This window comes from Escherichia sp. MOD1-EC5189, from assembly GCF_002966045.1.
Classification (GTDB): Bacteria; Pseudomonadota; Gammaproteobacteria; order Enterobacterales; family Enterobacteriaceae; genus Escherichia; species Escherichia coli_F.
In genome coordinates this window covers 49,354-71,325 of the sequence record NZ_PTRX01000018.1, presented here as the reverse complement: position 1 = coordinate 71,325, position 21,972 = coordinate 49,354, and the positions used below count along the sequence as shown (strand labels likewise).

Here is a 21,972-nt window from a genome sequence, read left to right as displayed (position 1 = left end):
ATGGGTATTTTCTCCATTGCTAACCAACATATTCGCTTTGCGGTAAAACTGGCGACCGCCATTGTACTGGCGCTGTTTGTTGGCTTTCACTTCCAGCTGGAAACGCCACGCTGGGCGGTACTGACAGCGGCGATTGTTGCCGCCGGTCCGGCCTTTGCTGCGGGAGGTGAACCGTATTCTGGCGCTATTCGCTATCGTGGCTTTTTGCGCATCATCGGCACATTTATTGGCTGTATTGCCGGACTGGTGATCATCATTGCGATGATCCGCGCACCATTATTGATGATTCTGGTGTGCTGTATCTGGGCCGGTTTTTGTACCTGGATATCCTCGCTGGTACGAATAGAAAACTCGTATGCGTGGGGGCTGGCCGGTTATACCGCGCTGATCATTGTGATCACCATTCAGCCGGAACCATTGCTTACGCCGCAGTTTGCCGTCGAACGTTGTAGCGAGATCGTTATCGGTATTGTGTGTGCAATTATGGCGGATTTGCTCTTTTCTCCGCGATCGATCAAACAAGAAGTGGATCGAGAGCTGGAAAGTTTGCTGGTCGCGCAATATCAATTAATGCAACTCTGTATCAAGCATGGCGATGGTGAAGTTGTCGATAAAGCCTGGGGCGATCTGGTGCGACGCACCACGGCGTTACAAGGTATGCGCAGCAACCTGAATATGGAATCTTCCCGCTGGGCGCGGGCCAATCGACGTTTAAAAGCGATCAATACGCTATCGCTGACGCTGATTACCCAATCCTGCGAAACTTATCTTATTCAGAATACGCGCCCGGAATTGATCACTGATACTTTCCGCGAATTTTTTGACACGCCGGTAGAAACCGCGCAGGACGTCCACAAGCAGCTCAAACGCCTGCGGAGAGTTATCGCCTGGACCGGGGAACGGGAAACGCCTGTCACCATTTATAGCTGGGTCGCGGCGGCAACGCGTTATCAGCTTCTCAAGCGCGGCGTTATCAGTAACACAAAAATCAACGCTACTGAAGAAGAGATCCTGCAAGGCGAACCGGAAGTCAAAGTAGAGTCAGCCGAACGTCATCATGCGATGGTTAACTTCTGGCGAACCACACTTTCCTGCATTCTGGGGACGCTTTTCTGGCTGTGGACGGGCTGGACTTCCGGCAGTGGTGCAATGGTGATGATTGCGGTAGTGACGTCACTGGCAATGCGTTTGCCGAATCCACGCATGGTGGCGATCGACTTTATTTATGGGACGCTGGCGGCGCTGCCGTTAGGGCTACTCTACTTTTTGGTGATTATCCCTAATACCCAACAAAGCATGTTATTGCTGTGTATTAGCCTGGCAGTGCTGGGATTCTTCCTTGGCATTGAAGTACAGAAACGGCGATTGGGCTCGATGGGGGCGCTGGCCAGCACCATAAACATTATCGTGCTGGATAACCCGATGACTTTCCATTTCAGTCAGTTTCTCGACAGCGCATTAGGGCAAATCGTCGGCTGTGTGCTCGCGTTCACCGTTATTTTGCTGGTGCGGGATAAATCGCGCGACAGGACTGGACGTGTACTGCTTAATCAGTTTGTTTCTGCCGCTGTTTCCGCGATGACTACCAATGTGGCACGTCGTAAAGAGAATCACCTCCCGGCACTTTATCAGCAGCTGTTTTTGCTGATGAATAAGTTCCCAGGGGATTTGCCGAAATTTCGCCTGGCACTGACGATGATTATCGCGCACCAGCGCCTGCGTGATGCGCCGATCCCGGTTAACGAGGATTTATCGGCGTTTCACCGGCAAATGCGCCGCACAGCAGACCATGTGATATCTGCCCGTAGCGATGATAAACGTCGTCGGTACTTTGGCCAGTTGCTGGAAGAACTGGAAATCTACCAGGAAAAGCTACGCATCTGGCAAGCACCACCGCAGGTGACGGAACCAGTACATCGGCTTACGGGTATGCTCCATAAGTATCAACATGCGTTGACCGATAGTTAAGTCAAAACCGACGCCAAAAGCGTCGGTTTTTTCATGGCTATACTTAGCAATGAACGGCAGAACTCGCCGCGAAACGTGACGGTGGCAACAGATGAATATTTATACCTTTGATTTTGATGAGATTGAGAGTCAGGAGGATTTTTATCGCGACTTTAGCCAAACCTTTGGTCTGGCAAAAGATAAAGTACGCGATCTCGACTCTCTATGGGATGTGTTAATGAACGATGTCCTGCCGCTACCACTTGAGATTGAATTTGTTCATCTGGGAGAGAAAACGCGTCGCCGTTTTGGCGCATTAATATTGCTGTTTGATGAGGCAGAGGAAGAGCTGGAAGGGCATTTGCGTTTTAATGTTCGTCATTAGCGCAAAAAAAAGCCCCCGAACCGGGGGCAATATCGTCGGACAAGACGATGAGGGTTTATTTGTACAGTTCAGCCGTAGCGTGCCAGGTGTCACCGCTACGAGCTTCAGTAATCTGGTAGGCCGTTGCGCCTTTCTCTTCCGCTTTTTTGTTCAGCATTTCACGCATATCCATTGGCGAAGACGCCACACCACTTACGGATACGGTCCCGATTGCTTCACGATTTTGTGCTTGTGCAGCATCAATGGAGTCGGCAGCGAATGCACCGAAAGAGAGAACAGAAAGTACGCTTAATGCAGCAACAGTGGTTTTGATTTTCATGATTTTTACCTCGACATAATCTTTTAGCTGGGCCTTTGTTTCGTGACCCATATCACAAAATCAAGTATACACTAATTATTGAACTAATTAATACCACGCTAACTGTTTCAGTTGATACTAAGTGTTAAAAGTGTGAGTTTTAATAACAAAAAAGAATTAAAAACACGGTTATTTATTATTAATTCTATTATTTTCAATTAGATAATGAATTTTGCATAATGTGCTTTTTTTAACTCATGTATTCATTATGTGAATGATGTGTCGCGCTAAAACGCACTATTCGTTAAATTAATCGTAGGAGAAAGCAGGGGGATGAGAGGGAAAAGCAACATTTTCCCCGCCGCCAGAAGCGACGGGGCAGAGATTAAAGCTCCTGGTCGAACAGCTCTAAAATCGCTTCGTACAGGTCTTTGACGGTGAAACCGTTAGCAGGGGTAGTAAAGATGGTGTCATCGCCAGCGATGGTGCCCAGAATACCTTCTGCTTTGCCCAGTGAGTCCAGCAGGCGAGCAATTAACTGCGCCGCGCCAGGGCTGGTATGAATCACGACAACTGCATCGTTGTAGTCTATATCCAGCACCAGATTCTTCAATGGACTGGAGGTAGTTGGTACACCCAGTTCAGCTGGCAGGCAGTAAACCATTTCCATTTTGGCATTGCGTGTACGTACAGCACCAAACTTGGTCAACATCCGCGAGACTTTAGACTGATTAATATTGTCAAAGCCTTGCTCCTGCAACGCGGCGACGATTTCGCCCTGGGAGCTAAATTTCTCTTCTTTAAGTAATGCTTTAAATGCTTTAACTAGTTCTTCTTGCTTAGCCGAGCTTCGCATAAGTCACCCGATATGGTGGTTGATACAACATTATTGTGCATACAGATGAATTTTTATGCAAACAGTCAGCCCTGAAGAAGGCTGAAATAATGTTATGAAAGAGCGGGATTTTATCAAATTTCGTTATTGAGAAACATGCCTGCGTCACGGCATGCAAATTCTGCTTAAAAGTAAATTAATTGTTATCAAATTGATGTTGTTTTGGCTGAACGGTAGGGTATATTGTCACCACCTGTTGGAATGTTGCGCTAATGCATAAGCGACTGTTAATTACGTAAGTTAGGTTCCTGATTACGGCAATTAAATGCATAAACGCTAAACTTGCGTGACTACACATTCTTGAGATGTGGTCATTGTAAACGGCAATTTTGTGGATTAAGGTCGCGGCAGCGGAGCAACATATCTTAGTTTATCAATATAATAAGGAGTTTAGGATGAAAGTCGCAGTCCTCGGCGCTGCTGGCGGTATTGGCCAGGCGCTTGCACTACTGTTAAAAACCCAACTGCCTTCAGGTTCAGAACTCTCTCTGTATGATATCGCTCCAGTGACTCCCGGTGTGGCTGTCGATTTGAGCCATATCCCTACTGCTGTGAAAATCAAAGGTTTTTCTGGTGAAGATGCGACTCCGGCGCTGGAAGGCGCAGATGTCGTTCTTATCTCTGCAGGTGTAGCGCGTAAACCGGGTATGGATCGTTCCGACCTGTTTAACGTTAACGCCGGCATCGTGAAAAATCTGGTACAGCAAGTTGCGAAAACCTGCCCAAAAGCGTGCATTGGTATTATCACTAACCCGGTTAACACCACAGTTGCGATTGCTGCTGAAGTGCTGAAAAAAGCCGGTGTTTATGACAAAAACAAACTGTTCGGCGTTACCACGCTGGATATCATTCGTTCCAACACCTTTGTTGCGGAACTGAAAGGCAAACAGCCGGGCGAAGTTGAAGTGCCGGTAATTGGCGGTCACTCTGGTGTTACCATTCTGCCGCTGCTGTCACAGGTTCCTGGTGTTAGCTTTACCGAGCAGGAAGTGGCTGAACTGACCAAACGTATCCAGAACGCGGGTACTGAGGTGGTTGAAGCGAAAGCCGGTGGCGGGTCTGCAACCCTGTCTATGGGCCAGGCAGCTGCACGTTTTGGTCTGTCTCTGGTTCGCGCACTACAGGGCGAACAAGGCGTTGTCGAATGTGCCTACGTTGAAGGCGACGGTCAGTACGCACGTTTCTTCTCTCAACCGCTGCTGCTGGGTAAAAACGGCGTGGAAGAGCGTAAATCTATCGGCACCCTGAGCGCATTTGAACAGAACGCGCTGGAAGGTATGCTGGATACGCTGAAGAAAGATATCGCCCTGGGCGAAGAGTTCGTTAATAAGTAATTGATTAGCGGATAATAAAAAACCGGAGCACAGACTCCGGTTTTTTGTTTTGAGCGCACGACTTAATTGGTTGCCGGATATTCCTGAATGGTGACCTGCAGCGTTAACTGCTTATCATCACGCATCACTACAACCGGGATCACCGAGCCAGGGCGAATTTCCGCCACCTGATCCATCGTCTCCAGAGCAGAGATGGCCGGTTTGTTATCCACCGAAATAATCAAATCATTGACCTGAATACCCGCATTCGCCGCCGGGCCGTCAGGTGACACTTCATTAACCACGATCCCTTGCAGTTGATCTATACCACCGCCCTGCGCGTGCAGTGGTGCGATCTCACGTCCGCCGATACCAATGTAGCCGCGGATCACGCGACCATCGCGGATCAGCTTATCCATAATTTTGGTTGCTAACTGGAAAGGAATCGCAAAGCCGATACCTTCCGGCGTTTCGCCATCGTTACTCTTATCAAACGACAGCGTGTTAATGCCCATCAGTTCGCCCAGCGAGTTCACCAGCGCGCCGCCAGAGTTACCGTGGTTAATGGAAGCATCGGTTTGCAGGAAGTTTTGCCGCCCGGTCGGATTAAGACCGATTCGACCCGTGGCACTAATAATCCCCTGGGTAATGGTCTGCCCGAGGTTGTACGGGTTACCGATCGCCAGTACTACATCGCCGATGTGCGGTACGCGACGTGCATTGATTGGAATGGTAGGTAAACCGCCAGTGGCATTAATTTTAAGTACCGCCAGATCGGTTAGAGAGTCAGATCCCACCAGCAATGCTTCAAATACACGTCCATCTTGTAAGGCGACGATGATCTGATCGGCGTCGTTGATGACGTGTTTATTGGTGATGATATAACCGCGTTGATCCATGATTACACCGGATCCCAGGGTGCGGATCTCAAGCTGGTTGTGAGAGTTGGTGTTCAAACCACGGTTGTAAACGTTAACCACCGCTGGCGCGGCGCGGCGAACCGCCAGATTATAGCTGGCAGGCGTCTCATCGGTACTGTCAAATTGCGGAGTGGAAAGCGGGTTAAGGCTGCGCAGCGAAGGCATGGCAACCAGCAGAATAGCGCCGACAATTAATCCAATCGCAACGGAACGTAAGAGCTTCACAAACATGATGGAGGCGTCATTAAAAAAGGGAACGGCAGCAGCATACCACGAGTTAACCGGACATCACACGTCAGCCTGATGCCCGGTTTACCACATTAACGCATCAGCAAATAGATGCTTTCATTGCCGCGTACAATTTGCAGGGCGATGATGGCCGGTTTTGCCGCCAGCACTTTACGCATTTCAGCAATTGAGTTCACCCGATCGCGGTTGACGCCAATGATCACATCGTCTTTTTGCAAGCCTGCCTGAGCAGCTGGGCTTCCTTTGACAACCTCATCGATCTTAATACCTTTGCCGCCATCTTTTAGCTGACCATCGCTCAACGTTGCACCTTCAAGCGCTGGCGTGATCATTTCAGCGCTGGCCGACGAAGAGGTGCTGGTATCGAGCGTCACTTCTACTTCCAGTGGTTTGCCGTTACGCAGCAGGCCAAGCTTCACTTTCGTGCCCGGCTCGGTGGTTGCGATACGAGAGCGCAACTCAGCAAAGCTATTCAGTGGTTTGCCGTTGAGGCTGGTAATAATATCGCCCGCTTTGACGCCCGCTTTTGCCGAGCCAGAACCTGGCAGCACTTCGCTGACAAACGCGCCACGCTGTACGTCAAGGTTGAAGGCTTTGGCGATATCGGCACTCATCTCTGTGCCTTTGATGCCTAACAGACCGCGTTTGATTTCACCAAAGTCGATAAGCTGCTGCGCCAGTGTTCGCGCCATATTACTGGGGATGGCAAATCCAATCCCGACGCTCCCACCGCCAGGCGCAAGGATTGCAGTGTTGATGCCAATTAACTCACCGTTAAGGTTTAACAGTGCACCGCCGGAGTTACCGCGGTTAATGGAAGCATCTGTCTGGATAAAGTTTTCAAGACCTTCAAGATTCAACCCGCTGCGGCCTAATGCGGAAACAATGCCAGAGGTGGCGGTTTGCCCAAGGCCAAATGGGTTACCGACCGCCACGGCAAAATCACCGACGCGCAATTTATCGGAGTCGGCAATAGCGATTTGCGTTAATTTGCTCGGGTTTTGAATTTGCAACAGGGCGATATCGCTCTGGTCATCGCTACCAATCAGTTTTGCATCAAACTCGCGCCCATCATTGAGCTGAATACTGATTTTCTGTGCCTGATTAATCACATGGTTGTTAGTCAGCACATAGCCTTTACTGGCGTTGATGATGACACCGGAGCCTAAACCTTCGAAGGGTTGTGCAGGTTGATCCGGTAAATCATCACCAAAAAACTTTTTGAATTCTTCCGGGATTTTCTGTCCCTGACTGGCCGTTCCTTCCACCCGTACGCTCACCACTGCCGGAAGCACTTTTTCCAGCATTGGGGCCAGACTGGGGAGAGGGGCCTGATCGGCAACCTGGCCTGGAATCGACGCAACGGCCTGAAATGACGCCGAGAGAGTTAACCCGACACTTAACGCTAATGCACTCAACAGCTGGGTTTGTTTTTTCATTATTCCTGCTCTCGTACCTGAATGATAAGAAAAGAGATTCAAAACAGTTTGATGTTATTGAATTTTCAGACGGCTAACAATGAGACACCAGATTAAATGATAGTCGGGGAGGGAAAGAAGAGGAGGGCGCAATGGCTGCGCCCGAAAAATAAATTAGTCGCGCTTCGCGCCAGTACGCAGCAGGCCTGACGCGCCTTCAGAATAGTCGCGAGGCATCTGCACCGGTGCCTGATCGTTGCTGGCTTCAGACTCTGCCAGACGATTACGGAACGGGTTTGCTTCAGCAGACAGTTCCGGCAGCAGGCTGCTGGAGCTTTTCGCCATGTGTTGATACAGCTGGCGATAGTCGTGCGCCATGGTATCCAGTAATTCCGCGCTGCGGGCAAAGTGGCTAACCAGCTCTTCGCGATACTCGTCCAGTTCAGCTTTATTCTTTTCCAGTTCGTACTGCAACGCCTGTTGCTGGCGTAGTTTACGATTACCAAAACGCATGGCCACAGCACCAATAATGATGCCGACGACTAACCCAATTAGCGCATATTCCCAGGTCATGAACATCTCCCGTTGTCTTTTGTTTCCGTAGGGTGTTGGCTTCAGGCTCCATGCCTGCGGCTGATTATGCCACTATAACCGTTAATTCCACAGAAGTGGAATCCCGACTGCATATCGCGTAGTGTAGAACGGCCTTTTTTTCGTCAACCGTGAACAACGGCGCACCGATTATTCAAGGAATAACAATAAGATCATGCAAAGCGTTACCCCAACATCGCAATACCTGAAGGCGCTCAATGAAGGCAGCCATCAACCCGACGACGTTCAAAAAGAGGCCGTCAGCCGCCTGGAAATTATTTATCAGGAACTCATCAATAGCACGCCTCCAGCCCCCAGGACGAGTGGGCTAATGGCGCGGGTCGGTAAGCTGTGGGGTAAACGCGAAGACACACAGCATACGCCAGTGCGTGGCTTATATATGTGGGGCGGGGTAGGACGCGGGAAAACCTGGCTGATGGACCTTTTCTATCAAAGCCTGCCGGGAGAGCGGAAACAGCGTCTGCACTTTCACCGTTTTATGCTGCGGGTACATGAAGAGCTAACTGCTTTGCAGGGGCAGACCGATCCGCTGGAAATTATTGCCGATCGCTTTAAAGCAGAAACTGACGTGCTCTGTTTTGACGAATTTTTTGTTTCTGATATTACCGATGCCATGCTACTTGGCGGCCTGATGAAAGCCCTGTTCGCCCGCGGTATTACCCTGGTAGCGACGTCAAATATTCCGCCGGACGAACTTTATCGAAATGGCCTGCAACGTGCGCGTTTTTTGCCTGCAATCGATGCCATTAAACAGCATTGTGATGTAATGAACGTGGACGCCGGTGTTGATTATCGACTGCGTACGCTCACTCAGGCGCACCTGTGGCTTTCGCCACTCAACGATGAAACCCGGACGCAAATGGACAAACTATGGTTGGCGCTGGCGGGGGCGAAACGAGAAAATTCACCGACGTTAGAAATCAACCATCGGCCATTGGCGACAATGGGCGTCGAGAACCAGACGCTGGCGGTCTCTTTTACTACGCTGTGCGTCGACGCCCGCAGTCAGCATGACTATATTGCGCTCTCACGTCTCTTTCACACGGTCATGTTGTTTGATGTGCCGGTCATGACGCGGTTGATGGAGAGCGAGGCGCGGCGCTTTATTGCGCTGGTGGATGAGTTTTACGAGCGCCATGTCAAATTAGTGGTGAGTGCAGAAGTGCCGCTGTATGAAATTTATCAGGGCGATCGGCTGAAGTTTGAGTTCCAGCGTTGCCTGTCACGTCTGCAAGAGATGCAAAGCGAAGAGTATCTGAAGCGCGAGCATTTAGCGGGTTAAAACCTACCACAAATCACAAAAAGGGGTCGATCTTTGACCCCGACTTCTCTATAATCCTGCGACCCCACGTTACAAGAAAGTTTTTTTCCCAAAACTTTTTGTGTGCTGGCATAGGCTATTCGAAGGGGTAGGTTTGCCGGACTTTGTCGTGTGAACCTCAACAATTGAAGACGTTTGGGTGTTCACCAACGTGTAACTATTTATTGGGTAAGCTTTTAATGAAAACTTTTACAGCTAAACCAGAAACCGTAAAACGCGACTGGTATGTTGTTGACGCGACCGGTAAAACTCTGGGCCGTCTGGCTACTGAACTGGCTCGTCGCCTGCGCGGTAAGCACAAAGCGGAATACACTCCGCACGTAGATACCGGTGATTACATCATCGTTCTGAACGCTGACAAAGTTGCTGTAACCGGCAACAAGCGTACTGACAAAGTGTACTATCACCACACCGGCCACATCGGTGGTATCAAACAAGCGACCTTTGAAGAGATGATTGCTCGCCGTCCTGAGCGTGTGATTGAAATCGCGGTTAAAGGCATGTTGCCAAAAGGCCCGCTGGGTCGTGCTATGTTCCGTAAACTGAAAGTTTACGCGGGTAACGAGCACAACCACGCGGCACAGCAACCGCAAGTTCTTGACATCTAATCGGGATTATAGGCAATGGCTGAAAATCAATACTACGGCACTGGTCGCCGCAAAAGTTCCGCAGCTCGCGTTTTCATCAAACCGGGCAACGGTAAAATCGTAATCAACCAACGTTCTCTGGAACAGTACTTCGGTCGTGAAACTGCCCGCATGGTAGTTCGTCAGCCGCTGGAACTGGTCGACATGGTTGAGAAACTGGACCTGTACATCACCGTTAAAGGTGGTGGTATCTCTGGTCAGGCTGGTGCGATCCGTCACGGTATCACCCGCGCTCTGATGGAATACGACGAGTCCCTGCGTTCTGAACTGCGTAAAGCTGGCTTCGTTACTCGTGACGCTCGTCAGGTTGAACGTAAGAAAGTCGGTCTGCGTAAAGCACGTCGTCGTCCGCAGTTCTCCAAACGTTAATTGGCTTCTGCTCCGGCAGAAAACAATTTGCGAAAAAACCCGCTTCGGCGGGTTTTTTTATGGCTAAAATCTGAATCAGCGTAAAAAAAGGAATGTTGATTTTTGCGGTCGCCTGACAGACAGAAAACAAAAACCACATCGCCGATAAGGGACTAAGTCAACCATTTCAGACTAAAGCGCATCTCTTTTTCCCCATTTCCGGCATCGACTCACCACAAAGGTCGCAAAATCTGGTAAACTATCATCCAATTTTCTGCCCAAATGTCGGGTATTGCTCATTTTTTGTTTGATTTTCGAACAAAGAGAGTCGTTCCTTACTGGGTAACACAACTTCTGACTGGCCACCTGGTGGCTGGTAGCAGTAAAAATTCTGACTATACCTGGAGGTTTTCATGGCTGTCGCTGCCAACAAACGTTCGGTAATGACGCTGTTTTCCGGTCCTACTGACATCTATAGCCATCAGGTCCGCATTGTGCTGGCTGAGAAAGGTGTAAGTTTCGAGATCGAACACGTGGAAAAGGACAATCCGCCTCAGGATCTGATTGACCTCAACCCGAATCAGAGCGTTCCGACCCTGGTGGATCGTGAGCTGACCCTGTGGGAATCTCGCATCATTATGGAATATCTGGATGAGCGTTTCCCGCATCCGCCACTGATGCCTGTTTACCCGGTAGCTCGCGGTGAAAGCCGTCTGTACATGCATCGCATCGAAAAAGACTGGTACACGCTGATGAACACCATCATCAACGGTTCAGCTTCTGAAGCAGATGCCGCACGTAAGCAACTGCGCGAAGAACTGCTGGCGATTGCGCCGGTCTTCGGTCAGAAGCCGTACTTCCTGAGCGATGAGTTCAGCCTGGTCGATTGCTACCTTGCTCCGCTGCTGTGGCGTCTGCCGCAACTGGGCATCGAGTTCAGCGGTCCGGGTGCGAAAGAGCTGAAAGGCTATATGACCCGCGTCTTTGAACGTGACTCTTTCCTTGCTTCTTTAACTGAAGCAGAACGTGAAATGCGTCTGGGCCGGAGTTAATCTGTATGGATTTGTCACAGCTAACACCACGTCGTCCCTATCTGCTGCGTGCATTCTATGAGTGGTTGCTGGATAACCAGCTCACGCCGCACCTGGTGGTGGATGTGACGCTCCCTGGCGTGCAGGTTCCTATGGAATATGCGCGTGACGGGCAAATCGTACTCAACATTGCGCCGCGTGCTGTCGGCAATCTGGAACTGGCGAATGATGAGGTGCGCTTTAACGCGCGCTTTGGTGGCATTCCGCGTCAGGTTTCTGTGCCGCTGGCTGCCGTGCTGGCTATCTACGCCCGTGAAAATGGCGCAGGCACGATGTTTGAGCCTGAAGCTGCCTACGATGAAGATGCCAGCATCATGAATGATGAAGAGGCATCGGCAGACAACGAAACCGTTATGTCGGTTATCGATGGTGACAAGCCAGATCACGATGATGAAACGCATCCTGACGATGAACCTCCGCAGCCACCACGCGGTGGTCGGCCGGCATTACGCGTTGTGAAGTAAAATGAAAACAGGCCCTGGCGGCCTGTTTTGTCTTCTTTATCGCTTAATAAAATAGCGTGATTGTGGCAATCATATTCACCACGAAACCGACTGCCATGGGGATCGCTGTCCGCTTCACCACTGCAAAAGGCGAAACACCTGCAATTCCTGATGTAACGACCACCACCGCAGTAATCGGCGAAACAGCGCGCGCTAGCGTCGTGGCAAAATGCATCGGCATAATCATTACAACCGCTGGTACATGTAGTCCGGCTGCGATATTCGGAATAAGACTGGCAAATGACATAAACGGCGCATTGCCTGAGCCCATCACAATGGCACAAATGGCAATGACCAGCGCCATAATAATCATCACGCCAATACCGCCCAGACCAGAATGCTCCGCACCCCTGATAACCGCATCGACAGTGCCAATCGTCGTTAAGCCTTTCGCAAATATTTCACCCGCGACCACCAGCGTTACCACGTTGGCAAACTGCGTACCCATGCCGTCAAAAAACGCCTGCACATCGTCCATTGTTTCGCGCAAGTTATGCTTGCGGAAGAACTCAACAAACATCGTCACCGTCAAACTCAGTAACATCACCACCACCAGATGCAGTTCTGACTGCATCAGCCCGACGTGGGCGAGGAACAGCGAGCCGAGCATCAGGATTAACGGCATCACCGGTAAAATGGCGTAATAGAGTGGCGGGACATTATCGAGAGCTTTTTGCTCTGCCTGTTCGTGATTGATATTTTTATCTTTTTTGTCGAAAGCGCGTTGCACGAAAAAGTGGGAGATCGCCACCGAGATAATGACGCAAGAGGCGACCGGAAGCTGGTAGTGGAAGAAGTAAGTGGCAATTTTCATTCCTGCTACCTGGGCAGCAAAAATGGAGTTCGTTTCCAGAATCCCCCACTCAATGGACATCGTGGTTGCGATAACCGCCACCGCAGAGAGACGACTTACTCCCAGACTCACCAGTGTCGGAAATAAGGTGACCATCAGCAACATACCCAGACCGGAGGCGCTGGTAATAAACTGCGCCATGATTTGGCCGATGACGTAAGTTGCCGACAGAATAATATACGGCGAGCGAATGAGTTTTAACGGGCGGCTTAACAAGCTCACCATCGCGCGACTTGCCCCTATGCGCTCCATGTAGCGGGCATACCCGCCCACCGCCATAATCGACAACCCTAACCCGGCAATGCGGTTGGACAGCATGCGCAGGATTTCATTATAAATATCGACGATCAAGTAGCCGCTGCTTTTGGCGGGATCGAGTACTCCACCGAATCCTAACCAGACACCGCACATCATCAGGAAGATACCTGCGGCAGCCAGCACCACTTGAGGTTTGTAGTTTTTCAGGATCAAATAGCCCATCGTCATTAATACGATGACAGATATAATTATGCCGAACATTGTTGAACTCCGTGTCAAAAGAAAACGGTCAATCCCATAAACGGCAGATTGAAAACAATGATGTTATATTTTTTGCAAGGCTATTTATGGTGCGGATGTCGTGTTTTTAATTGTAGGTGAGGTGATTTTTCATTAAAAAATATGCGCTTATGATTATTTTGTAAGAACACATTCATAATATTCATAATACTTGTTAATAGTCTTATGAATAATTCAATCGTGATGTTTTTATCTGCGTTACATTAATTTTTCGCAATAGTTAATTATTCAGTTAATTATAGTAATGATGAGGCACAAAGAGAAAATCCCGCCATTTCCCCCTACTTTCAATCCTGTGATAGGATGTCACTGATGATGTTAATCACACTGACCTTACAGAATGGGCCTTATGAACGCATTTGATTCGCAAACCGAAGATTCTTCACCTGCAATTGGTCGCAACTTGCGTAGCCGCCCGCTGGCGCGTAAGAAACTCTCCGAAATGGTGGAAGAAGAGCTGGAACAGATGATCCGCCGCCGTGAATTTGGCGAAGGTGAACAATTACCGTCTGAACGCGAACTGATGGCGTTCTTTAACGTCGGGCGTCCTTCTGTGCGCGAAGCGCTGGCAGCGTTAAAACGCAAAGGTCTGGTGCAAATAAACAACGGCGAACGTGCCCGCGTCTCGCGTCCTTCAGCGGACACCATCATCGGCGAGCTTTCCGGCATGGCGAAAGATTTCCTTTCTCATCCTGGCGGAATTGCCCATTTCGAACAATTACGTCTGTTCTTTGAATCCAGCCTGGTGCGCTATGCGGCTGAACACGCCACCGATGAGCAAATCGATTTGCTGGCAAAAGCACTGGAAATCAACAGTCAGTCGCTTGATAACAACGCGGCATTCATTCGTTCAGACGTTGATTTCCACCGCGTGCTGGCGGAGATCCCCGGTAACCCAATCTTCATGGCGATCCATGTTGCCCTGCTCGATTGGCTGATCGCCGCGCGCCCAACCGTAGCTGATCAGGCTCTGCACGAGCATAACAACGTTAGCTATCAACAGCATATTGCGATCGTTGACGCGATACGTCGTCATGATCCTGACGAAGCCGATCGCGCGTTGCAATCGCATCTCAACAGCGTCTCTGCTACCTGGCACGCCTTCGGTCAGACCACCAACAAAAAGAAATAATGCCACTTTAGTGAAGCAGATCGCATTATAAGCTTTCTGTATGGGGTGTTGCTTAATTGATCTGGTATAACAGGTATAAAGGTATATCGTTTATCAGACAAGCATCACTTCAGAGGTATTTATGGCAACGAATTTACGTGGCGTAATGGCCGCACTCCTGACTCCTTTTGATCAACAACAAGCACTGGATAAAGCGAGTCTGCGTCGCCTGGTTCAGTTCAATATTCAGCAGGGCATCGACGGTTTATACGTGGGTGGTTCTACCGGCGAAGCCTTTGTACAAAGCCTTTCCGAGCGTGAACAGGTACTGGAAATCGTCGCCGAAGAGGCGAAAGGCAAGATTAAACTCATCGCTCATGTAGGTTGCGTCAGCACTGCTGAAAGCCAACAGCTTGCATCTTCAGCCAAACGTTATGGCTTCGATGCCGTCTCCGCCGTCACGCCGTTCTACTACCCTTTCAGCTTTGAAGAACACTGCGATCACTATCGGGCAATTATTGATTCGGCGGATGGGTTGCCGATGGTGGTGTACAACATTCCGGCGTTAAGCGGCGTTAAACTGACCCTGGATCAGATTAACACTCTGGTTACGTTGCCTGGTGTCGGCGCGCTGAAACAGACCTCTGGCGATCTCTATCAGATGGAGCAGATCCGTCGTGAACATCCGGATCTGGTGCTCTATAACGGTTACGACGAAATCTTTGCTTCTGGTTTGTTGGCGGGCGCTGATGGTGGTATCGGTAGTACTTACAACATTATGGGCTGGCGTTATCAGGGTATCGTGAAGGCGCTGAAAGAAGGCGATATCCAGACCGCGCAGAAGCTGCAAACCGAATGTAATAAAGTCATTGATTTACTGATCAAAACGGGCGTATTCCGCGGCCTGAAAACGGTCCTGCACTATATGGATGTCGTTTCTGTGCCGCTGTGCCGCAAACCGTTTGGTCCGGTCGATGAAAAATATCTGCCAGAACTGAAGGCGCTAGCCCAGCAGTTGATGCAAGAGCGCGGGTGAGTTGTTTCCCCTCGCTCGCCCCTACCGGGTGAGGGGAAATAAACGCATCTGTACCCTACAATTTTTATACCAAAGCGTGTGGGCATCGCCCACCGCGGGAGACTCACAATGAGTACTACAACCCAGAATATCCCGTGGTATCGCCATCTCAACCGCGCACAATGGCGCGCATTTTCCGCTGCCTGGTTGGGATATCTGCTTGACGGTTTTGATTTCGTTTTAATCGCCCTGGTACTCACCGAAGTACAAGGTGAATTCGGGCTGACGACGGTACAGGCGGCAAGTCTGATCTCCGCAGCCTTTATCTCTCGCTGGTTCGGCGGCCTGATGCTTGGCGCTATGGGCGACCGCTACGGGCGTCGTCTGGCAATGGTTACCAGTATCGTTCTCTTCTCGGCCGGGACGCTGGCCTGCGGCTTTGCGCCAGGCTACATCACCATGTTTATTGCTCGTCTGGTCATCGGCATGGGGATGGCGGGAGAATACGGCTCCAGCGCCACCTATGTCATTGAAAGCTGGCCAAAACATCTGCGTAACAAAGCCAGTGGCTTTCTGATTTCCGGCTTCTCGGTGGGTGCCGTCGTTGCCGCTCAGGTCTACAGCCTGGTGGTTCCGGTCTGGGGCTGGCGAGCGCTGTTCTTTATCGGCATTTTGCCAATCATCTTTGCTCTCTGGCTGCGTAAAAACATTCCGGAAGCGGAAGACTGGAAAGAGAAACACGCAGGTAAAGCACCAGTACGCACGATGGTAGACATTCTTTACCGTGGTGAACATCGCATTGCCAATATCGTAATGACGCTGGCGGCGGCTACTGCGCTGTGGTTCTGCTTCGCTGGTAACCTGCAAAATGCCGCAATCGTCGCTGTTCTCGGGCTGTTATGTGCCGCAATCTTTATCAGCTTTATGGTTCAGAGTACGGGCAAACGCTGGCCAACGGGCGTAATGCTGATGGTGGTTGTGTTATTTGCTTTCCTCTACTCATGGCCGATTCAGGCACTGCTGCCAACGTATCTGAAAACCGATCTTGCTTATGACCCGCATACTGTCGCCAATGTGCTGTTCTTTAGTGGCTTTGGGGCGGCTGTGGGTTGCTGTGTCGGCGGCTTCCTCGGTGACTGGCTGGGAACCCGCAAAGCGTACGTTTGTAGCCTGCTGGCCTCGCAACTGCTGATTATTCCGGTATTTGCGATTGGTGGCGCAAACGTCTGGGTGCTCGGTTTGTTACTGTTCTTCCAGCAAATGCTTGGACAAGGGATCGCCGGGATCTTACCGAAACTGATTGGCGGTTATTTCGATACCGACCAGCGTGCAGCGGGCCTGGGCTTTACCTACAACGTTGGCGCATTGGGCGGCGCACTGGCCCCAATCATCGGCGCGTTGATCGCTCAACGTCTGGATCTGGGTACTGCGCTGGCATCGCTTTCGTTTAGCCTGACGTTCGTGGTGATCCTGCTGATTGGGCTGGATATGCCTTCTCGCGTTCAGCGTTGGTTGCGCCCGGAAGCGTTGCGTACTCATGACGCTATCGACGGCAAACCATTTAGCGGTGCCGTGCCGTTTGGCAGCGCTAAAAACGATTTAGTCAAAACCAAAAGTTAATCCTGTTGCCCGGTCTTCTACCGGGCCTTTCGCTAAGGGAAGATGTATGTCGTTACTTGCACAACTGGATCAAAAAATCGCTGCTAACGGTGGCCTGATTGTCTCCTGCCAGCCGGTTCCGGACAGCCCACTCGATAAACCTGAAATCGTCGCCGCCATGGCATTAGCGGCAGAGCAGGCGGGAGCGGTTGCCATTCGTATTGAAGGTGTGGCAAATCTGCAAGCCACGCGTGCGGTGGTGAGTGTGCCGATTATCGGGATTGTGAAACGCGATCTGGAGGATTCTCCGGTACGCATCACGGCATATATTGAAGATGTCGATGCGCTGGCGCAGGCAGGCGCGGATATCATCGCGATTGACGGCACCGACCGACCGCGTCCGGTGCCTGTTGAAACGCTACTGGCACGTATCCACCATCACGGTTTACTGGCGATGACCGACTGCTCAACGCCGGAAGACGGCCTGGCATGCCAAAAGCTGGGAGCCGAAATTATTGGCACTACGCTTTCTGGCTATACCACACCTGAAACGCCAGAAGAGCCGGATCTGGCGCTGGTGAAAACGTTGAGCGACGCCGGATGTCGGGTGATTGCCGAAGGGCGTTACAACACGCCTGCTCAGGCGGCGGATGCGATGTGCCACGGCGCATGGGCGGTGACGGTCGGTTCTGCTATCACACGTCTTGAACACATTTGCCAGTGGTACAACACAGCGATGAAAAAGGCGGTGCTATGACCACACTGGCGATTGATATCGGCGGTACTAAACTTGCCGCCGCGCTGATTGGCGCTGACGGGCAGATCCGCGATCGTCGTGAACTTCCTACGCCAGCCAGCCAGACACCAGAAGCCTTGCGTGATGCCTTATCCGCATTAGTCTCTCCGTTGCAAGCTCATGCGCAGAGGGTTGCTATCGCTTCAACCGGAATTATTCGCGACGGCAGCTTATTGGCGCTAAATCCGCATAATCTCGGTGGATTGCTACACTTTCCGTTAGTCAAAACACTGGAGCAGCTTACCGATTTGCCGACCATTGCCATTAACGACGCGCAGGCCGCAGCATGGGCAGAGTATCAGGCGCTGGAAGGCGATATAACTGAGATGGTGTTTATCACTGTTTCCACTGGCGTCGGCGGCGGTGTAGTGAGCGGCGGCAAACTGCTTACCGGCCCTGGAGGTCTGGCGGGGCACATCGGGCATACGCTTGCCGATCCGCATGGTCCAGTCTGCGGCTGTGGACGCACAGGTTGCGTGGAGGCGATTGCTTCTGGTCGCGGCATTGCGGCGGCAGCGCAAGGGGAGTTGGCTGGTGCGAATGCGAAAACTATTTTCACGCACGCCGGGCAGGGCGATGAGCAGGCGCAGCAACTGATTCACCGCTCCGCACATGTGCTGGCAAGGCTGATCGCTGATATTAAAGCCACAACTGATTGTCAGTGCGTAGTGGTCGGTGGCAGCGTTGGTCTGGCAGAAGGGTATCTGGCGTTGGTGGAAACGTATCTGGCGCAGGAGCCAGCGGCATTTCATGTTGATTTACTGGCGGCGCACTACCGCCACGATGCAGGTTTACTTGGGGCTGCGCTGTTGGCCCAGGGAGAAAAATTATGATGATGGGTGAAGTACAGTCATTACCGTCTGCCGGATTGCATCCTGCGTTACAGGACGCGTTAACACTAGCCTTAGCCGCCAGGCCGCAAGAAAAAGCACCGGGTCGTTACGAATTACAGGGCGACAATATCTTTATGAATGTCATGACGTTTAACACTCAATCGCCCGTTGAGAAAAAAGCGGAGCTGCACGAGCAATACATTGATATCCAGCTGTTATTAAACGGTGAGGAACGGATCCTGTTTGGCATGGCAGGCACTGCGCGTCAGTGTGAAGAGTTCCACCATGAAGATGATTACCAGCTTTGCAGCGCCATTGAGAATGAGCAAACCATCATCCTGAAACCGGGAATGTTCGCCGTGTTTATGCCTGGAGAACCGCATAAGCCGGGATGCGTTGTCGGCGAGCCGGGTGAGATTAAAAAGGTGGTAGTGAAGGTTAAGGCTGATTTAATGGCTTAAAACTTAGTTCGTTTTAAAGATTCTGCAGACACTGTCTGCAGAATTCGAAACCGCTGAAATTAACGGCGTCTATAGCCTTCCTCTAGCACCGCCTGTGTTCGAACGAGTTCATCTGCGAGTCGTTTCTCATCAGGTAGTTGCATCTTATATTCGCTTGCCAGAACGGTGTTAGGCAAACCAGCCAGTGCATAATGCGCTTCTCCGACTCCTTTTTCTGCACAGAGAACCAGACCGATGGGCGGATTTTCATCCGGTAGCGTCCAGTGCTCTTTGGCGTAGTTGAGATACATATTCATCTGTCCGGCATCGCTATAGCTGAATTTGCCCACTTTTAGATCGACGATTAGCAGGCAGCGTAAACGGCGGTGGAAAAACAGCAGATCGACACGAAACCAGTTGTCATCAATGCGTAACCTTCGCTGCCGACCAACAAAGGCAAAATCATCCCCAAGTTCCAGCATGAAATCCATCAGGTGGTTGATCAGCGCCTCCTCAAAATCGGATTCTGAGTATTCATCTTTCAATTCCAAAAATTCGAGCACAAAGGGATCGCGTATCGCCTGTTGCGGAAGAATATGCGTCTCGGCAGGGGCGTGTTGTTGCAGCATGGCTGATTTGTCATATGACAGTAGTGTCCGCTCATAAAATTGGGTCGCAATTTGCCGCTCTAGCTGGCGGACAGACCAACCACAGCGGAGCGCCTCTTTTTCATAAAAGCTGCGGGCGTCAGCGTTTTTAACGGAAAGTAGACGGACGTAGGTGGACCAGGGCAGTGGGAAGGATTTGGCAGACAGCGTCTGCCAAATCTTTGCCGATGGGAATTCTGCAGACGGTGTCTGCGGAATTCCCAATGGTGTTAATTCGCCAGACACTGTCTGGCGAATTTCAACATGTTGAAAAAAGAGGTAAAAAAGCCTCATTTGGCGTAAGTTTTTTGCAGAGAACCCACGCTTATACCTTAGACTTAAATCCTTTGATAGTCGCTTGATTAGCTGCGCACCATACGCAGCTCTGGCCTCACCACCTTGTTCAAATTCGACAATCCGTCGGCCAATTTCCCAGTATGTCGCGGTCATCAGCGCGTTAACGCTACGTACCGTTTCCGTTCGGGCGCTATCGACCAGATGAATAATGCCGTCGTGGATTTGCTGGTAGCCTGCTGTGGTTCCTTCTGAGAGCGATTCCATTATCTTTCCCTTTATATGGCGCAGTGTTGAATAATGGAATCAGCTATACGCCGGGCATCTGCCGGTAACAATCCAGATGTGCGTATTACATTGGTTTTCTTAAGATTATGCGAGGCGCTTTCCAGAAAGAAAGGAGAATTTCAGCGCCGACTCTTTTCTGAGGAGGCGGCGCTGGGACAGAGCTTAAACTTCCAACCAGTTCATAATCCCATCTGCCGCTTTACGACCTTCGGCAATAGCGGTCACCACCAGATCGGAACCACGGACAATATCGCCACCAGCAAAGATTTTCGGGTTACTGGTCTGGAAGGCATTGTCGTTGCCTTCTGGGGCGATGATGCGACCTTGCGAATCCAGCTCGACGCTGTGTTTCGCCAGCCATTCCATGCTGTGTGGGCGGAAACCAAACGCCATGATCACCGCATCTGCCGGAACGATATGTTCGGATCCTGCCACGATCTCTGCGCGGCGACGGCCTTTGGCATCCGGTTCGCCCATTTCTGTGCGCACCATTTTCACGCCGCTGACTTTGCCGTTGCCGTTCACTTCAATACCCAGTGGCTGGACGTTGAATTTGAACTCAACACCTTCTTCCCGCGCGTTTTTCACTTCGCGGCGGGAACCCGGCATGTTCTCTTCATCACGACGATAGGCACAGGTAACGTGCTTTGCCCCCTGGCGCACGGAAGTACGCACGCAGTCCATCGCGGTATCGCCACCGCCAAGTACCACCACGCGTTTGCCTTCCATGCTGACGAACGGTTCTTCGCGAGTTTCACCAAAGCCCATTAACTGTTTGGTGTTGGCGATAAGGAACGGCAGCGCTGCGTACACGCCATCGGCGTCTTCGTTTTCCAGTCCGCCGCGCATTGACTGATAAGTCCCGACGCCAAGGAACACCGCATCGTAATCACTCAGCAGATCGTCCAGCTGCACGTCGCGGCCCACTTCGGTATTGAGTTTGAATTCAATACCCATGCCGGTGAAGATTTCACGGCGGCGCGTCATTACCTCTTTTTCCAGCTTGAAAGCCGGAATACCGAAGGTCAGCAGGCCGCCAATTTCCGGGTGACGGTCGAAGACGACCGCTTTTACGCCGTTGCGCGTCAGGACATCCGCACACGCCAGACCCGCCGGGCCTGCACCGATAATCGCCACTTTTTTACCGGTCTGTTTCACGCCAGACATATCCGGACGCCAGCCCATTTCGAACGCTTTATCATTGATATAACGCTCAATGTTGCCGATGGTCACCGCGCCAAACTCATCGTTCAGCGTGCAGGAACCTTCGCACAGACGGTCCTGCGGGCAGACACGTCCGCATACTTCTGGCAGAGTGTTGGTCTGGTGCGACAGTTCCGCCGCTTCAAAAATACGCCCCTCGTTGGCGAGCTTCAGCCAGTTCGGGATGTAGTTGTGTACCGGGCATTTCCACTCGCAGTATGGGTTGCCGCACGATAGGCAGCGGTCAGCCTGCGCTTTGGCCTGGCCTTCGGAAAACGGCTCGTAAATTTCAACAAACTCAATTTTGCGGATCTTCAGCGGTTTCTTTGGCGGATCAACGCGCTGCAGGTCGATAAATTGATAAACATTCTGACTCATTGTTGCTACC

General features: G+C 51.1%; 22 protein-coding genes. 14 read left to right on the top strand and 8 right to left on the bottom strand.

All coding sequences use genetic code 11. The features are described 5' to 3' along the window. Together aaeB and ATB02_RS16135 are read left to right on the top strand one after the other, a co-directional pair. Positions 1 to 1,968 (top strand): p-hydroxybenzoic acid efflux pump subunit AaeB, encoded by a 1,968-nt coding sequence (gene aaeB, locus ATB02_RS16140; RefSeq protein ID WP_000510964.1) that lies wholly within the window; start codon positions 1 to 3, stop codon positions 1,966 to 1,968. Between the two features lie 91 nt (positions 1,969 to 2,059). Further along, the gene (locus ATB02_RS16135) at positions 2,060 to 2,332 is read left to right on the top strand and encodes a barstar family protein (RefSeq protein ID WP_001029013.1); all 273 of its coding nucleotides are present in this window, start codon (positions 2,060 to 2,062) and stop codon (positions 2,330 to 2,332) included. A gap of 55 nt (positions 2,333 to 2,387) precedes the next feature. On the opposite strand, the gene yhcN is transcribed toward ATB02_RS16135, so the two are convergent. Continuing rightward, positions 2,388 to 2,651: a peroxide/acid stress response protein YhcN gene (gene yhcN / locus ATB02_RS16130; RefSeq protein WP_000695690.1), complete on the bottom strand. Its 264-nt coding sequence runs from the start codon at positions 2,649 to 2,651 to the stop codon at positions 2,388 to 2,390. Between the two features lie 364 nt (positions 2,652 to 3,015). Then, on the bottom strand, positions 3,016 to 3,486 hold the full coding sequence (argR, locus tag ATB02_RS16125; RefSeq protein ID WP_001257846.1) for a transcriptional regulator ArgR: 471 nt from the start codon (positions 3,484 to 3,486) through the stop codon (positions 3,016 to 3,018). A gap of 434 nt (positions 3,487 to 3,920) precedes the next feature. On the opposite strand from argR, the gene mdh reads away from it, so the two are divergent. Further along, positions 3,921 to 4,859 carry a malate dehydrogenase gene (gene mdh / locus ATB02_RS16120; RefSeq protein ID WP_001352905.1) on the top strand — a complete coding sequence of 313 codons (939 nt, stop codon included), beginning with the start codon at positions 3,921 to 3,923 and terminating at the stop codon, positions 4,857 to 4,859. Between the two features lie 62 nt (positions 4,860 to 4,921). Here the strand turns inward: mdh and degS are convergent, their stop codons facing one another. The 3 genes from degS to zapG all read right to left on the bottom strand — a co-directional run bounded on the left by degS (position 4,922) and on the right by zapG (position 7,998). Next, a complete protein-coding gene (gene degS / locus ATB02_RS16115; protein WP_000497723.1) occupies positions 4,922 to 5,989 on the bottom strand; it encodes an outer membrane-stress sensor serine endopeptidase DegS in 1,068 nt (355 codons plus the stop codon). 89 nt (positions 5,990 to 6,078) lie between these two features. Continuing rightward, positions 6,079 to 7,446 (bottom strand): serine endoprotease DegQ, encoded by a 1,368-nt coding sequence (gene degQ / locus ATB02_RS16110; RefSeq protein WP_001295271.1) that lies wholly within the window; start codon positions 7,444 to 7,446, stop codon positions 6,079 to 6,081. 153 nt (positions 7,447 to 7,599) lie between these two features. Continuing rightward, positions 7,600 to 7,998 carry a Z-ring associated protein ZapG gene (gene zapG / locus ATB02_RS16105; RefSeq protein WP_001295270.1) on the bottom strand — a complete coding sequence of 133 codons (399 nt, stop codon included), beginning with the start codon at positions 7,996 to 7,998 and terminating at the stop codon, positions 7,600 to 7,602. Positions 7,999 to 8,191: 193 nt separating this feature from the next. Here zapG and zapE point away from each other — a divergent pair, with 193 nt between their 5' ends. The 5 genes from zapE (at position 8,192) to sspB (ending at position 11,908) form a co-directional block, all read left to right on the top strand. After that, complete coding sequence (gene zapE, locus ATB02_RS16100) at positions 8,192 to 9,319, top strand: cell division protein ZapE (protein ID WP_001192355.1); 1,128 nt, start codon at positions 8,192 to 8,194, stop codon at positions 9,317 to 9,319. Positions 9,320 to 9,537: 218 nt separating this feature from the next. Then, on the top strand, positions 9,538 to 9,966 hold the full coding sequence (gene rplM, locus ATB02_RS16095; protein WP_000847559.1) for a 50S ribosomal protein L13: 429 nt from the start codon (positions 9,538 to 9,540) through the stop codon (positions 9,964 to 9,966). Between the two features lie 15 nt (positions 9,967 to 9,981). After that, positions 9,982 to 10,374 carry a 30S ribosomal protein S9 gene (gene rpsI, locus ATB02_RS16090; protein ID WP_000829818.1) on the top strand — a complete coding sequence of 131 codons (393 nt, stop codon included), beginning with the start codon at positions 9,982 to 9,984 and terminating at the stop codon, positions 10,372 to 10,374. 392 nt (positions 10,375 to 10,766) lie between these two features. Beyond that, positions 10,767 to 11,405 carry a stringent starvation protein SspA gene (gene sspA / locus ATB02_RS16080; RefSeq protein ID WP_000257293.1) on the top strand — a complete coding sequence of 213 codons (639 nt, stop codon included), beginning with the start codon at positions 10,767 to 10,769 and terminating at the stop codon, positions 11,403 to 11,405. A gap of 5 nt (positions 11,406 to 11,410) precedes the next feature. Further along, positions 11,411 to 11,908: a ClpXP protease specificity-enhancing factor gene (sspB, locus tag ATB02_RS16075; RefSeq protein ID WP_000366127.1), complete on the top strand. Its 498-nt coding sequence runs from the start codon at positions 11,411 to 11,413 to the stop codon at positions 11,906 to 11,908. Between the two features lie 43 nt (positions 11,909 to 11,951). Here sspB and dcuC read toward each other — a convergent pair whose 3' ends face one another. Then, positions 11,952 to 13,319 (bottom strand): anaerobic C4-dicarboxylate transporter DcuC, encoded by a 1,368-nt coding sequence (dcuC, locus tag ATB02_RS16070; RefSeq protein ID WP_105271885.1) that lies wholly within the window; start codon positions 13,317 to 13,319, stop codon positions 11,952 to 11,954. 379 nt (positions 13,320 to 13,698) lie between these two features. On the opposite strand from dcuC, the gene nanR reads away from it, so the two are divergent. The 6 genes from nanR to nanQ all read left to right on the top strand — a co-directional run bounded on the left by nanR (position 13,699) and on the right by nanQ (position 19,173). Beyond that, on the top strand, positions 13,699 to 14,490 hold the full coding sequence (gene nanR, locus ATB02_RS16060) for a transcriptional regulator NanR (protein WP_000523844.1): 792 nt from the start codon (positions 13,699 to 13,701) through the stop codon (positions 14,488 to 14,490). A gap of 121 nt (positions 14,491 to 14,611) precedes the next feature. After that, positions 14,612 to 15,505: an N-acetylneuraminate lyase gene (gene nanA, locus ATB02_RS16055; protein ID WP_000224719.1), complete on the top strand. Its 894-nt coding sequence runs from the start codon at positions 14,612 to 14,614 to the stop codon at positions 15,503 to 15,505. Between the two features lie 108 nt (positions 15,506 to 15,613). Further along, positions 15,614 to 17,104 (top strand): sialic acid transporter NanT, encoded by a 1,491-nt coding sequence (gene nanT, locus ATB02_RS16050; RefSeq protein WP_000108455.1) that lies wholly within the window; start codon positions 15,614 to 15,616, stop codon positions 17,102 to 17,104. Positions 17,105 to 17,150: 46 nt separating this feature from the next. Further along, positions 17,151 to 17,840, top strand: a complete 690-nt coding sequence (locus ATB02_RS16045; RefSeq protein WP_105271884.1) for an N-acetylmannosamine-6-phosphate 2-epimerase — start codon at positions 17,151 to 17,153, stop codon at positions 17,838 to 17,840. Next, positions 17,837 to 18,712 (top strand): N-acetylmannosamine kinase, encoded by an 876-nt coding sequence (gene nanK, locus ATB02_RS16040; RefSeq protein WP_001559999.1) that lies wholly within the window; start codon positions 17,837 to 17,839, stop codon positions 18,710 to 18,712. The genes ATB02_RS16045 and nanK overlap by 4 nt, the downstream gene beginning before the upstream one ends. After that, a complete protein-coding gene (gene nanQ, locus ATB02_RS16035) occupies positions 18,709 to 19,173 on the top strand; it encodes an N-acetylneuraminate anomerase (protein WP_000979880.1) in 465 nt (154 codons plus the stop codon). Before nanK ends, nanQ begins: the two co-directional genes overlap by 4 nt. Positions 19,174 to 19,232: 59 nt before the next feature. Here the strand turns inward: nanQ and ATB02_RS16030 are convergent, their stop codons facing one another. Together ATB02_RS16030 and gltD are read right to left on the bottom strand one after the other, a co-directional pair. Further along, complete coding sequence (locus ATB02_RS16030; protein ID WP_000445121.1) at positions 19,233 to 20,360, bottom strand: PDDEXK nuclease domain-containing protein; 1,128 nt, start codon at positions 20,358 to 20,360, stop codon at positions 19,233 to 19,235. 183 nt (positions 20,361 to 20,543) lie between these two features. Next, positions 20,544 to 21,962, bottom strand: coding sequence for a glutamate synthase subunit GltD (gene gltD, locus ATB02_RS16025; RefSeq protein ID WP_000081680.1), 1,419 nt, complete (start codon positions 21,960 to 21,962; stop codon positions 20,544 to 20,546). Positions 21,963 to 21,972 lie beyond the last annotated feature (10 nt).